We start from the raw sequence: 13,656 nt of genomic DNA, 5'->3' as shown, positions 1-13,656 counted from the left end.
AGTTCTTCCGTCGACGGGGCGACGGGACGACCTGTGGCACCAGCACACAGCGTGCCCCTGGGGCACGGTCAAGGGAGGAGCCGCCGGATCGATCCCCTGGCCCCGATCGTGGCTCCGGGTCCCGGGTGTCATGGGACCAGCAGCAGCTTGCCTCCGGTGTGCCCGGCCTCCAGCGTCCGGTGGGCCTCCGCCGCCCGGTGCAGCGGGAAGGTACGGGCGATCCGGGTGCGCCACCGCCCCGCGGCGATGTGCTCCAGTGCCTCCCGCACCGGGCGGCTGTCCCGGTTCCCGGGGTGTCCCGCGCTGAACGTGACGCCCTGGGCGGCCGCGGCCGGATCCGCCAGGGTGACGACGCGCCCGGTGCCGCCTCGCAGGTCGAGCAGCGTGGACACGAGTCCCTTCCCCGCGGTGTCCAGTGCTGCGTCGATCGGGCCGGGCGCGACCGCACGCACGCGGTCCGCGAGGTCGTCGCCGTGCTCCACGGCGGTCGCCCCGAGGCTTTCCACGTACTCCAGGCTGGACCGTCCGGAGATTCCGATGACGGTGAGCCCCTGCAGCCGGGCGAACTGCACGGCGGCGCCACCGAGAGCTCCGCTCGCCCCGGTGACGACGATCGTCTCACCGGGATTCGGCCGCAGGAGCGAGAGTCCGCGCGCGGCGTTGTCCGCGGCGATGCGCGCGGTGGACCGGCTCAGCGCGACCGCGAGGTTCTCGCGCACGGTCAGTCCGTGCAGTAGGGCCCGGCTGTCGGGCACGAGGCACAGGCCGCGCCGCGCGACCAGGTGCGGCCGGCCTCCGACGACCGGCTGACCGAGGGCTTCGACGACTCCGGACAACGGAGTCAGCACGCCCGCCAGGGTGAGGAGCGTGGTGGACTTCCCGGCGCCGTTCGCCCCGAGGATTGCGACGATCTCCCCAGGCAGCACCTCGAGCCCGACGCCCCGGATCGCCGGGATGCCCCGGTACCCGCTGGTCACGTCGGCCATCCGCAGCACGGGCGCGGTCACGGCACACGCTCCACGGACGGCGCGGTCTCGGACCCGAGGTAGGCCGTCACCACGCGCGGGTCCCGCAGCACCGTCGCGGCGGTGCCCTCGGCGATGATCCGGCCGAAGTCCAGCACGTAGACGTGGTCGCAGACGCTCGAGACCAGGCCCATGTCGTGGTCGACCAGCAGCACGGTCCTTCCGTCGTCGGTGAGCTGCCGCAGCCGACGCCCCAGCTCGGCGCTCTCGGTGGAGTCCAGCCCGGCCGCGGGCTCGTCGAGCAGCACCATCCGGGGGTCCGCGGCGAGCGCCCGCGCCACCGTGACCAGCTTGCGCCGGCCCAGCGAGATCTCGTCCGGCGTAAGTTCGGCCAGGTCCGTGATTCCCAGGCAGTCCAGCGCCCGCTCGACGCGATCCTCCGCGTCGGGCGAGGGGGCCGGACGGACCATTGCCCGCACCATCGACAGCCAGGACGCCCGCTCGGCGGCGACCAGGAGATTCTCCCGGACGCTCAGGTCGTCGAACAGCTCGATGCTCTGGAACGTGCGGGCCAGCCCGGCCCGGGCCCGTCGGTGCGCGGGCAGCCGTGCGATCTCCTGGTCGTCGAACCGGACTGACCCGGACGACGGGACCAGGCCGGTCACGGCGTCGATGAAGGTCGTCTTGCCGGCGCCGTTCGGACCGATCAGTCCGACGAACGCGCCCTCCGGGACGTCCAGGGATACCGCGTCGATCGCGCGTACCCCTCCGTACTGCACGGTCAGGGCGGACAGCTCAAGCAGTCCCACTGGGTGGCCTCCTCGTCGAGGGTCGGTGCACCGGCATGTGGCCTGATCGGGCCGACGAGCCACGGCTCACCGCGACAGATGGAATGTACTGTGCATTATTGGTATCGACAGCTCGGTCCGCGCGAGGTGTCGGACATGCCGTTCCGGGTCGGGGTAGCGGTCGCCGGCTGGTGGAGGATGCTCCGCCCGGTCAGCGGGAGGAGCTGCCGGTGTGGATCAATGCGGTGATCTGGTCGGCTGTGGTCTGCAGGTGGGTCCGGACGACGCGGGCACAGGCCTCGCCGTCGCGCGCCTTGAGTGCGGCGACGATCTCCTCGTGCTGCTGCTGCACTGCCCGCCGGTAGGCGGGGTCCTCCTGCCCGTCTCGGGTCACCGTGAGCTTCGCGTAGCTGACCGAGGCGATCCGGAGACGGGTCAGGATGTCGAACAGCCGGGGCCGGTTCGCGATCCCGTAGATGCTGTCGTGCAGGAGGCCGTTGAGCTCGATGTAGCGGTCCGGAGGAGCCGTCTCCATCTCCGTGACGAGGGCCTCCAGCTCGTCGACCTGCTCGTCGGTGATGGTCCGGGCCGCGAGTTCAGCGGCCAGCGGTTCCAGAGCCAGGCGGATCTCGTACAGCTCTGCCAGGTCCTCCGCGGCGGGTTGGAACACGACGACGCTGCGGTGCGCGTCCTGCTGGACGACGCCCTCCCGCGTGAGCAGCGCGAAGGCCTCGCGGACCGGCGTGGTGCTCACCCCGAACCGCTTGGCGACCTCGGTCTGACGCAGGAGCGTTCCCGGTGTCAGCTCGCCGGCCTGGATCAAGTTGCGCAGCTTCTCGGCGACGCGACCCGCTCGGGTCAGATCTCCCAGACTGTCCGTTGCCACGCCATGCTCCTGCCCGCGCAGATGTGTGCTCGTCGTGTCGGCGGCGCGCGGTCCGCGGACCCGACAACAGTAGCCCGTCGCCGACGGCCGGATCCCCGCTCCCGGCGCGGCTCAGCTCGGTGCGAGTCGACGCCCGGCCGTGACGCCGCCCTCGACCGGTATCAGAGCACCGGTGACGAACGACGCCTCGTCGGACAGCAGCCAGCGTACGGCGTGACCGACCTCGTCGGGCTCGCACAGGCGGCCGAGCAGGTGCAGTGACCGTGCCCCGTCGAGCAGCTCGGGAGAATCCAGTGAGCCGTAGACCGCCTCCACCATGGGGGTGCCGACGATCCCGGGCAGGACCGCGTTGACCCGGATGCCGGCAGGCGCCGCTTCGACCGCGGCCGCCCGGGTCAGGCCGCACACGGCGTGTTTCGAAGCGATGTAGTCGGCAGCGTCCGGCATGGCCAGGACTCCCAGCCCGGACGAGGTGTTCACGATCGAGCCCCCGTCGCCCATGGCGGGTATCTGGTGCTTGAGGCAGTGGAACACGCCCAGCGCGTTGATCCGGAGCACGGTCGAGAACTCGTCCGAGGTGAGGTCCACGAGTGGCTTGCCGTGCTGCGGTATCCCGGCGTTGTTGAAGGCTCCGTCCAGTCGGCCGAACCGCTCGACGGCGTGCTCGACGAGTGCGCGGGCCTGGTCCTCCCGAGCGATATCCGCCGTGAGGAACGTCGCCTTCGGTCCGCGGGCGGAGAGCTCGCCGACGAGATCGCCGCAACCGGTGTCGACGATGTCGCTCGCGACGACGTGCGCACCCCCGTCGGCGAGCAGTCGTGCGGTCGCCCCACCGATCCCGCCCAGGGCCCCGGTCACGATGACGACCTTCGATTCGAGACTGTTCATGACATCACTCCATTGTTCTGTCGGACAGCGCGATCAGCGGTGGAGAACGGCTCCGATCGCCCCCAGCAGGGCGTCGTGGTGGTCGGGGACGGGCCCGGCGGCCCGGTAGGCGACGTGGTTGTCCGGCCGGACCAGCACGGCGCCGCCGTCGCCGACCCCGCGGACCCGGGCCCAGCCGCCGTCGATGTCGGAGGTGCCGTCCCCGACGACGGCCACGTCGACCGGTACGCCGAACTTCTCGGCCGCCGCCCGGGCCGCCGCCGACCATGGGTCTGCGCCGTCCGGGTCGGTGAGCAGCAGGAAGCCGCACCGGTCGACCAGGTCGTGGGTGGACATCCGTCGCCCGTCGCGTTCGAGCCAGGCGTGCGGGAGCCGGTGCCCGGGGCGGGTCGTGGGCAGGTAGGTCGTCCCCATCGGGTCGGTGTCCGGAGGCTCGGATCCGTCGGGGACGACGGCGCCCTGGTCGTAGCGGAAGCCCAGTTCCAGGTCGTGGGCCTGGAACTCGGTGCGTTGGGTGTTGATCACCTCGGCGGCCCGCGCGCGCCGCGTCTCGCCGAGCGGTCCGTCGGCGAAGAACGCCTCCATCACTGCGCGGCCGGCCTCCGGGGCCTGGCCGGGCACCAGGCCGATCCCTGCGTCGATCACCATGTGGTTGAGGAAGGTGAACATCGCCCAGTCCACGTTGCGGGCCCCGATCGGCTGCCGTTCGAGCTCGTAGCTGTCGAGCAGTTCCGGAGCGGCCCGCCGGTCGAGGACCGCGGCGAGCTTCCAGGCCAGGTTGTGGGCGTCCTGGATCGCGGTGTTGAGTCCCAGGCCGGTGGTCGGCGGGTGCCGGTGGGCGGCGTCGCCGGCGAGGAACACCCGGCCGACCCGGTAGCGGTCGGCCAGCACTCCCTCGAGGACCCAGTGGCTGACGCACAGCACGTCGATCTCCAGGTCGGGCAGCCGGAGCAGCTGTCGGAGCCGTGGGACGATCGCGTCCTCGTCGAAGCGCGCGGGGTCGCCGGGGGCGAACGCGAAGCTGAGCTGCCACTCCTCGGAGTGCTTCCCCCAGGTCGGGCCCATCGGGACCATCCCGCCGCTGCCCCAGGCGCCCGCGCCGTCGGGGTCGATGAACCAGGTGATCATGCTGGTGCCGTCGACGTGGGCGGAGAGGTCGGCCTTGAAATGGCATCCGACCATGTCGAGCATTCCGCTGGGCCCGCGCAGCGTGACCCCGAGCTGCTCGCCGACGGTCTTTCCGCCGTCCGCGCCGATCACGTACTGCGCGCGTACCTCGTACGCGGTACCGGTGGTGCGGTCCCGGACGGTGGCGGTGACGCCGGCGTCGTCCTGGCCGAGGGCGAGCAGCTCGTGGTGGAACCGCACGGTCCCGGGCCCGCGTTCCTCGGCGTGCCGCCTGAGGATCGGTTCGAGCCGGATCTGCGGCAGGTTGCTCGACAGGGTGGGGCTGTCGGCGGCGTAGGTGTCATGCAGGGCGCCGCCGCCGAACGCGTCCATGGTGTGGAAGACGCGCCGGTCGAGCGGCCCGTCGCCGCCGAGCGAGGTGGTCCAGTGCACACGGCCGAAGTGCTCCGGACCGGCGCCGGCGGCGTAGATCGGGTCGGCCACGCCGTACTGCCGGAACACCTCCATCGTGCGCTGGTTCAGGTAGTGGGCCTTGGGAAGGTGTGAGGTGCCGGCGTGTCGTTCCACCAGCAGCGACTCGACACCCAGCTCGGACAGGAAGAGCGACGCGGACAGGCCGCAGCCGCCACCGCCGACGATCAGGACAGGAACCTCGAGATCAGCCATCGGCATCTCCTTCGGGCTCGGAGACGGGCTCAGGACGACAGCGCGTGGACCGGCGACGGCAGCCCGGGCGTGGTGCTCAGCGCCCAGGCCCGCGTCTGCAGCGTCTCGGCCGGCGTGCCGGCACGCCGTTCGGTGATCATCAGGTCCGGGGAGAACCCGACGCCGACCGGATCCCCGTCGTACTCCGGACCCTGCATGTAGGCGGTGGTCTCCTCGGACGTGCCGAAGTTGTCGACCTGCAGCTCGACGAAGTTGCCGTCCGGGTCCTGGTAGTACAGCGAGGTGGTGACGCCGTGCTGCACCGGCGCGGCCGGCGCGATGCCCCGGTCCCTGAGCTCGGTGTAGCGCGCCAGCAACGAGTCGAGGTGGTCGAAGGTGTAGGCGGTGTGGTGCATCCCCGAGGCCGTGGGGCTCCTGGGCTCCGGCGGTTCCGGTGGCTGGATCAGGGCGATCCGGTGGTGCTCGTCGTCGAAGGTCATGAAGCACAGCCCGTGCCCCTGGTGGACGGTGTGCGCACCGAGGACCGTGGCATACCAGTCGCGCATCTCCTCCAGCCGGCCGGTCTGGAACACGACGTGGGCGAGGTAGGGCCTGCTGCTCATCGGGGTCTCATCTCCGTTGATGGTCGTGGCGGGTCAGCTGCGGCCGCCGGCGTGGCGGAACGTGTGCCGCATCTGCCCGATCCCGGCGGCGGCGGTGACCAGGTCGTCGCCCGGCCCGATCAGCAGCTGGGGGTTCCGGTGAAGATCAGGTCTCCCGGGTACAGGGTCACCACCGAGGACAGGAACTCCACGATCGCCGGGAGCGTGAAGATCATGTCGCTGGTCCGCGTCTTCTGGACCAGCACACCGTTGAGCGCGCAGCTGATCTCGACATCGTCGGGGTCCGCGAACTCGTCCGGGGTGACCAAGACGGGGCCGGTCGGGGCGAATCCCGGGAATGACTTGCCCATGTTGAACTGCTGGGGTGCCGATCCGGCCATCTGCAGGTCCCGCTCGGAGAGGTCCTGCCCGACGGTCAGGCCGGCCACGTGCGCCCAGGCCTCGCCCGCCGGGACGCCGGAGGCCTCCCGCCCGATCACGGCCACCAGCTCGACCTCGTAGTCGACCGACCCGTCCGGCAGGTCGATCACCCCGCCCGGCCCGGTGACGCTGGACGGGAACTTGGTGAACACCATCGGGGTCTGGGGCAGCTCGAGACCGGCCTCGATCGCGTGCTCCCGGTAGTTCAGGCCGATTGCGAAGACCTGACGGGGCGCCGGAGACGGCGGCCCGAGGGCGTCGGCGTCGATCGGGACGGTCCCGGCGGGGGACCGATCCTCCGCCGCCCAGTCACGGAACTCGTCCCACTGCCGGTAGATCGACTGGGGATCCGGCCCGAACCGGCCGTTGCTGGCCGTCTCGACGTCGGTCCCGCGCTCGCCGTCGACGTCGATGGTCAGCCGGCCGGCCAGGTTCAGGATGCGCATGTCGTCGCCTTTCTGTGTCGTGCCCCAACCTCGGAGAACCACGCCAACACCTCGGGGCGGTCGACCACGCCGGCGTTGACCGCGTGGTCGCGCGGAAGGCCCTGCAACAGCCGTTTGACGGGTACCTCCAGGCGCTTGCCGGTCAGGGTTCGCGGGATGCCGGGGGCGAGCAGGATCTCGTCCGGCACGTGCCGGACGGAGGCGAACCGCCGGATCTCCTCGGCGATCCGGGCGCGCAGCCCCTCGTCGAGCTCGATCCCGTCGACGAGCGAGACGAACAGCGGCATCCAGTACCCGCCGCCGTCCAGCTCGGCGCCGATGACCAGGCTGTCGGCGACCTCGGGGATCCGGTCGACGGCGGCGTAGATGTCGGCACTGCCGAGCCGCACCCCGTGACGGTTGAGGGTCGAGTCCGACCGGCCGTGCACCACGGCGGTGCCGCGTGAGGTGATCGTGATCCAGTCGCCGTGCCGCCACACACCGGGGTAGACGTCGAAGTAGGCCTCCCGGAAGCGGTGCCCGCCCGGGTCGTTCCAGAACCGCACCGGCATCGACGGCATCGGCGCGGTGACGACCAACTCCCCGACACGGTCGGTGGCGTGCCGCCCCTGCTCGTCCCAGGACTCCACCCGGGCCCCGAGCAACCGGCACTGCATCTCCCCGGCGTACACCGGCGACAGCGGATTACCACCGACATAGCTGGTGCCGACGTCGGTCCCGCCGCAGGGCGCGTCGAGCCAGATGTCGGCCTCGACCGCCTCGTAGACCCAGCGCCAGCCGTCCACCGGGAGCACCGACCCGGAGTAGAGGACCGAGCGCATCGCGCTCAGGTCGTGGTCCCGGCCGGGGACCAGTCCTGCCTGCCGGGACGCGGTGAGGTAGCCGGCGCCGGTGCCGAACTGGGTCGCGCGGGTCTCCGCGGCGATCTCCCAGAGCCGGTCCGGGCGCGGCCGGTTCGGTGATCCGTCGTAGAGGACGACGGTCGCGTCCACCATCAATGCGGCCACCGCGGCGTTCCACACCACCCAGGCGGTCGAGCTGAACCAGAAGAACCGGTCCCCGGCGCGCACGTCGGCGTGCAGGGCCAGCCATTTCGCGTGCTCGAGCACGATGCCGCCCTGGGAGTGCACGATCCCCTTCGGGGGCCCACTGGTCCCCGACGAGTAGAGGATCCAGAGCGGATGGTCGAAGGGAAGCCGTGTGAAGACCGGTTCGGTCGGTTGCGTCACGATCTCGCTCCACCCGGTCACCGGTACCGGCAGATCGCAGTCGACAGTGTCGTGGATCCGGGGGACCACGACGACCTGCTCGAGATCCGGGAGCCGTTGCGCGAGCTGCCGGATCTGCGCGACGCGGTCGTTGTCCCGCCCGGCGAACCGGTAGCCGTCTGCGGCCACGAGTACCCGGGGGTGTACTTGGGTCAGCCGGTCGAGCACCGCGTCGGTGCCGTAGTCCGGGGCGCAGCACGTCCAGACCGCTCCCACCGCCGCACTTCCGAGGAGCGCGACGACGGCTTCGGTGACGCTGGGGAGGTATCCGGCGACCCGGTCTCCCGGCTCGACCCCCCACCCGCGCAGCTGGGCGGCGAAGGCCCCCACCTGTCCGCGTAGCTCGGACCACGAGACCGTGACGGTCGGACGGTCCTCGCTGACCTGGATCAGCGCGGGCCCGTCGGCGTCGTCGCGCAGCGCCTGCTCGGCGTAGTTCAGCCGGACATCGGGAAACCATCCTGCGCCGGAGAACGCGGAAGCCGCCGACTCCCGCTCGGTCGACCAGTCGCCGTCCGCAGCAATGTCCAGGAACTCGGCCAAGGAGGCCCAGAACCCGCTCCCGGGTCGGACCGACCAGTTCCACAGCGACGGGTAATCGTCGACCGGTTCGGGCATCCGCCCGGACACCCAGCCGAGGTAGCGGGCCAGTCCGCTCGCCGCCCGTCGCTCGTCCGATGGCGTCCAGAGGATCTCGGCCCGGTCGGCGGGCACGGCTCCTGCGTCGGACATCACCGATGGCCTCCCCTCGACCCGCCGCGGCGGCGCCAGCGGATCACCTCCGCATCTCATGTGGACGGTTCGAACGCGATGCCGTCCGAGAAGACGAAGGTGAGCTCGTATCGGGCGATCCGCCACCCGTCGGGGGTTCGCCGGTAGAGCCAGTCGTACCAACCGCCGACGTCCGCGTGCCGTGCCGTGTCCGAGGCGTCCGGGACATGTGTCGCGCGGACGTAGTGCCGGGACCAGGCGGAGTCGCCGTCGACGGTGATGGCGACGTTGCCGACCATGTGGTGGGTGGCGTGAAACGGAGCGAAGAGGCGTTCCGACACCTGGACGAGCTCGGTCACCGGATAGCTCGCGAACGGCAGCAGGATCTGACCGTCGTCGGTGAAGAGCTCCGCAGCCTCGGTGAAGTTCTTCGTGTCCACGCAGTGGAACAGCGTCGTGATCAAGTCATGGATCGCTGCTCGGTCCAGGAGCAGGTCCACCGATTCCGACAACGGTGTCGGGTTCGACGTCATCGCGAATTCCTCTCCTCGGTGCCGACCGGATCCGCAGCCCCGTGCTCGGTCACGAGCCGGGGGCGCAACGGTCGAGCAAAGTGCACAGTATATTATTCTGTTCACGACGGGAAGCCCACCCACGTGAAACCGGGGTTCGCCTGCGGGAACCGGCTCGCGCCGGGGTGGAGTGTCGACGTCACCCCGCCCGGGAACGCCCGATCCGGTAGCGGTCGACCGCGCGCGTGGCGATCGATCGCCGGTGGGTCTCCGACGGGCCGTCGTAGATCCGGAACGGGCGGACCTCGCGCAGGAACCGGCCCAGCAGGACGTCCGCCGAGACTCCGCGGCCGCCGTTGAGCTGCAACGCACGGTCGACGACCCGCCACACCGCTTCGGCCGTGAAGGTCTTGGCGATCGAGACCTCAATCGCGGCCGGCTCACCTCGGTCGAGGGCCCAGCAGGCCTGCAACACTAGGCCGCGGGCGGCGGCGATGTCGATCTCGTTGTCGGCGAGCATCGCCTGGGCCATGCCGGAGTCAGCCAGTCGCGCCCCGAACATGCTCCGTTCCGCGGCCCACTCGACAGCGATGTCCTGTGCGCGGCGGGCGATGCCGAGCCACCGCATGCAGTGGGTCAGGCGAGCCGGCCCGAGGCGGACCTGCGCATAGCGGTAACCCTGGTCGACCTCGCCGAGAACGGCGTCGTCGGAGACCCGGCAGTCGTCGAACTCCACTTCCAGGTGCCCGCCGAACAGCGACCCGTCGAGTGTGGAGATGTGGCGCCCGATCGTCATCCCCGCGTTGTCCGCATCGACCACGAACATTGTGGCGCCGCCGCGGTCGCATTGTGGCGCCGCCGCGGTCGCCGGGTCCGCCGGAGCTGCGGGCCATGACGATCGTGAACGCCGCACCATCGGCTCCGGTGACGAACCACTTCCGCCCGTCGATCCGCCAGCCACCCTCAACCCGCGATGCGGTCGTCCGCAGCGCATCGGGGTCGGAGCCCGCGCCGGGGGCCGGCTCGGTCATGGCGAAGCACGACCGGACGTCACCCGCTGCGAGCGGTGCCAGGTAACGGGCCTTCTGCCCCTCCGAACCGATCCGCTCGAGCATGTGAACATTGCCTTCGTCGGGCGCCGCGATGTTCAACGCGATCGGGCCGAGCAGCGAGTAGCCCGCTTCCTCGAACACCGCGGCACGTGCGCGCATGTCCAGGCCGTACCCTCCGAAGGCTGGCGCCGCATGCGGAGCGAACACCCCTGCACCACGGGCCGCTTCCTGCAGTTCGACTCGGGCGGCCTCGGACGGGAGAACGCCGTCGTGCGCTTCCTCGACCGGGATCACGACCTCGCGGACGAACCGTGCGGTGCGGTCGGCGAGTGCCTGGACGTGCTTGTCCTGGGCAAGGTCGACGGCCATATCTCCTCCATCGGTGATCGACACCTGACTCTGTCGGGCGACAACTCACGGCGATGGGGGGTGACGTGAGCCGTATGTCTATGAACGTTGATCTGCAAGGACGGCACCAGAGCATCGAGGGCGATGTCAGCTCCTGCCACGGCCAGGAACGCGAGACCCAGCGATCCGCGACCAGCGACTGTCCCCGGTCGACCCCGTGGGCTGCGGCGGACCATTGACGTGCTGGCCATCGCAGGCGTCGGAAAGACCGGAGATCCACGCGCCGATCAGGTTGTCGGCCGGTGCAGACATCGGTTCACACCTTGTCGCTCGTCGTGCACGTCGGCTCGGCAACACAGCGATCTCGTCGGCTGGCTTCGGCGTTGCCGTCCGCGACGCTGTGGTGCGCGGGCGGTCGTTCTTCGTGGTCTCCTCGTCCGAGGGGGCGGTCGTCCTCAGGGTCGAGATCCGATCCGTCGAGGTCGCGGCCGCCCTTGTCCGCGGAGTGGCGGTCTTCGGCGGGTCCTGATTCGAAGCAGTCGGACGCGATCTTCGTCCCCGGTCGCTCCTCGAAGCCAGCGGCTTCTTCAGGAGGCGTTGGCACTCGCGCTCCGTCTGGGGGGATGGTCGGGGCCGTCGTCGGCGGTGGAGCCGTGAACCCGTCCATCGCGACGACCTCGACCCCGTCTGATGCGAGCGATCACTTCGGGCATCCCGTGACCCGATCGAGTACGGGGGCCAGGTCATCGGGACCGCAGAGCTTCGACACGTTGCGGGTCAGCTCTGAGTGATCGAGTCAGGGGCAGCTTGCGGATCACCATCTCTTCGGGTCATGCGGCAGGGCCTCGCCCGGGTTCACAAATCGGAGTTCATCGGTCGGAGCGGGACACATGCTGCCGATGGCCTTTTTCAGCGGCCCGTGTGATCGCCTCGAGTACCCGGTGGCGGTCGAGCGCGACCGCGAAATCCGGCGCATTGGCGGTTCCGTCACGGAGGTCGGCGGCGAACTGGGCGTAGAGGCGGGCGACCCCCGCTGCGGGTGCGTCGAGTTGCAGTTCAGGAGCCGCATAAGCGGGGGGGACCTGTAGCACTTGGACAGGCTCGCTGCCGCGGCGCAGCGTGATGGTGAAATCAGTGAAATGGAGGTAGCCCGACGTCGACGCCACACGCACACTGCCCTCGGTGCCCTGGATCTCCCATACCATCGCCGAGCCAGCAGACTGCCCGGCACTGTAGTGCAGCGAAGTGACGATCCCGCCTTCGAGAACGCCGGCGACGACGATCTCATCCGGCGCGTCCTTCGGCAGCGACGCTCCATCGGAGAGGCGGACGCCGTCACCGCGCTGATTGGCGACGACGGCGGACAGACTCTCGAACGTGCCGAGCACGCGCGCAAGCGGCTCGAGCCCGTGGCCGAGCATGATACTCAGAAGCGTGGCGCCATGCTCTGCGTGAGCCATGTACTCGACCGGCGGGTCATATCGCCCGACCCACATGTCGTCGGTCAGATGCGCTCTGATGCTCGTGCTGAGCGGCGTGCCGATCACGCCTTGCGCGATAAGGTCGCGAAGGAAAAGGATCGGTGGGTGCAGGCCGCCCTGCAACCCGACAACCGTCCGCAGCCGCCGCTCGCGGGCACGCCCCTCCAGGGCTGCGGCCTCCGACAGGTTTCTTGCGAGCGGCCATTCGCAATAAACCATCTTGCCCGCGGCCAGTGCATCGGAAACAATCCGCTTGTGCTCCGGCACCTTGACCGCAACGACCACCAGGTCGACCTCCGGTCGCACGACCAGAGCCTCATGTGTGTCGAAGGCGAGATCGGTGCCCAGTCGACGAGCGGTCGCCTTCGCGCTATCGATACGAGTCGTACTGACAGCGCGGATCTGGAACGCGTCGAGCGCCTGCAGCGCCGGGACGTGTGCAATTCCGCCCCAACCCCGATCGGCACTTGCCCCGACAAGGCCGACGCCGATCCGGGCGTTTGCTGAATTCGTCATCAGGATGCTCCGCCTTGAGGATTCCGGCAACGTTCTCCGGGTTGCATCACGAGAGTTTGTTTCCGGGCAAGTGCGTGGGTACTCGGGCTCCATGGCGAGCGAGCAACGATTGCCGTTCGTTTAGCGCCCGCGGGGAGTGAGCCCGAGTGGCTCAACCGCAGATTCTACACGTGCGCCCAGTGGGCCTCGAGCTCGCGCGCGACATCGGCCGGACGCTCCAGCATCGGCCAGTGCGAGCTGCGCAGCTTGAAGACGGCACGTGCGCTTGTGGCATTACCGAGCTCGTCGGCGAAGCGGTGAGGAAGAAACGGATCGTCCAGCCCCCAGATCACTAGCGCTGGTGCGGTCACGTCGCTCAAACCTGGCTTCCACTCCGCCCCGACCTCGATCGCCGAACGGTAAAGGGCGAGAATACTTGCTCGCATGGTGGAGTCGAGATGCCGGACCGATTCGTAGGCCGCGTCGCGCGGCATCTGCGCCTCGGTGAGGCTCGCTGCGAACGCCTCGAGGTCGAGGTCCGCCATCCACTGCTCGCCCTCACCCGGCGTCTGCCAGATCTTGGCAAGATAGTGCCACGGATACTCCGGATCGATCGGTCCGCTGATTCCTGTCCATGTCCGCACCAGATCTGGTCGGATAGATGCGAGACGGCCCGTGAGCAGAGAGCCCCAATCGTGACCGATCAAATCGACGGGTTCGCCGAATTCGTCGACCTTCTCAGTGAGCCAATCGAGATATTCTTCTTTGGTCGACGTGAATCCGGCTGGTAGGGGTGCCCCAAATCCGGGGAGGTCGATCGTCACAACATCATCGCGTCGAAGATGGGAGCGGACGGTGTCCCAGATCCGGTGAGTATCAGGCACGCCATGGACGAAGACAGCTGGCATCTCGGATTCTCCAGTCGAGTGATGTCGTGGTTGAATGGCCGGTCGGCCGATTCAGGGGAGGAGGACGACCCCGGATCGGGGTTATGGGCCGG

The 13,656-nt window shown here is 69.7% G+C and carries 12 protein-coding genes and 1 pseudogene; all 13 read right to left on the bottom strand.

Translation table 11 applies throughout. The features are described 5' to 3' along the window. Positions 1 to 128 precede the first annotated feature (128 nt). Positions 129 to 1,007 carry a zinc-binding dehydrogenase gene (locus FVA95_RS13640; RefSeq protein WP_205015852.1) on the bottom strand — a complete coding sequence of 293 codons (879 nt, stop codon included), beginning with the start codon at positions 1,005 to 1,007 and terminating at the stop codon, positions 129 to 131. Beyond that, a complete protein-coding gene (locus FVA95_RS13635; RefSeq protein ID WP_205015851.1) occupies positions 1,004 to 1,774 on the bottom strand; it encodes an ABC transporter ATP-binding protein in 771 nt (256 codons plus the stop codon). Before FVA95_RS13635 ends, FVA95_RS13640 begins: the two co-directional genes overlap by 4 nt. A 190-nt stretch (positions 1,775 to 1,964) precedes the next feature. Beyond that, the gene (locus tag FVA95_RS13630) at positions 1,965 to 2,639 is read right to left on the bottom strand and encodes a GntR family transcriptional regulator (RefSeq protein WP_149664548.1); all 675 of its coding nucleotides are present in this window, start codon (positions 2,637 to 2,639) and stop codon (positions 1,965 to 1,967) included. Between the two features lie 111 nt (positions 2,640 to 2,750). Continuing rightward, the gene (locus FVA95_RS13625) at positions 2,751 to 3,527 is read right to left on the bottom strand and encodes an SDR family NAD(P)-dependent oxidoreductase (RefSeq protein WP_149664547.1); all 777 of its coding nucleotides are present in this window, start codon (positions 3,525 to 3,527) and stop codon (positions 2,751 to 2,753) included. Between the two features lie 33 nt (positions 3,528 to 3,560). Continuing rightward, on the bottom strand, positions 3,561 to 5,321 hold the full coding sequence (locus FVA95_RS13620; protein ID WP_149664546.1) for an FAD-dependent monooxygenase: 1,761 nt from the start codon (positions 5,319 to 5,321) through the stop codon (positions 3,561 to 3,563). Positions 5,322 to 5,350: 29 nt separating this feature from the next. After that, the gene (locus FVA95_RS13615; RefSeq protein WP_149664545.1) at positions 5,351 to 5,923 is read right to left on the bottom strand and encodes a VOC family protein; all 573 of its coding nucleotides are present in this window, start codon (positions 5,921 to 5,923) and stop codon (positions 5,351 to 5,353) included. Positions 5,924 to 6,042: 119 nt separating this feature from the next. Beyond that, positions 6,043 to 6,789, bottom strand: a complete 747-nt coding sequence (locus FVA95_RS13610; protein WP_149664544.1) for a fumarylacetoacetate hydrolase family protein — start codon at positions 6,787 to 6,789, stop codon at positions 6,043 to 6,045. Next, on the bottom strand, positions 6,777 to 8,789 hold the full coding sequence (locus FVA95_RS13605; protein WP_149664543.1) for an acetoacetate--CoA ligase: 2,013 nt from the start codon (positions 8,787 to 8,789) through the stop codon (positions 6,777 to 6,779). The genes FVA95_RS13610 and FVA95_RS13605 overlap by 13 nt, the downstream gene beginning before the upstream one ends. 56 nt (positions 8,790 to 8,845) lie before the next feature. Then, a complete protein-coding gene (locus tag FVA95_RS13600; RefSeq protein ID WP_149664542.1) occupies positions 8,846 to 9,301 on the bottom strand; it encodes a nuclear transport factor 2 family protein in 456 nt (151 codons plus the stop codon). 178 nt (positions 9,302 to 9,479) lie between these two features. Next, positions 9,480 to 10,100, bottom strand: coding sequence for an acyl-CoA dehydrogenase family protein (locus FVA95_RS32895; RefSeq protein WP_240051466.1), 621 nt, complete (start codon positions 10,098 to 10,100; stop codon positions 9,480 to 9,482). 91 nt (positions 10,101 to 10,191) lie between these two features. Beyond that, positions 10,192 to 10,701 (bottom strand): annotated as a pseudogene (locus tag FVA95_RS32890) (acyl-CoA dehydrogenase family protein); the annotation flags it as partial. Positions 10,702 to 11,549: 848 nt separating this feature from the next. Next, positions 11,550 to 12,677, bottom strand: a complete 1,128-nt coding sequence (locus tag FVA95_RS13590; RefSeq protein WP_149664541.1) for a Gfo/Idh/MocA family protein — start codon at positions 12,675 to 12,677, stop codon at positions 11,550 to 11,552. Positions 12,678 to 12,841: 164 nt separating this feature from the next. After that, positions 12,842 to 13,564, bottom strand: coding sequence for an alpha/beta fold hydrolase (locus FVA95_RS13585; RefSeq protein WP_149664540.1), 723 nt, complete (start codon positions 13,562 to 13,564; stop codon positions 12,842 to 12,844). Positions 13,565 to 13,656: the final 92 nt, after the last annotated feature.

It is taken from the genome of Pseudonocardia sp. EV170527-09 (genome assembly GCF_008369905.1).
Lineage (GTDB): Bacteria > Actinomycetota > Actinomycetes > Mycobacteriales > Pseudonocardiaceae > Pseudonocardia.
Note: the sequence above shows the minus strand (reverse complement) of the source record. Positions and strands in the feature narration are given on the sequence as shown.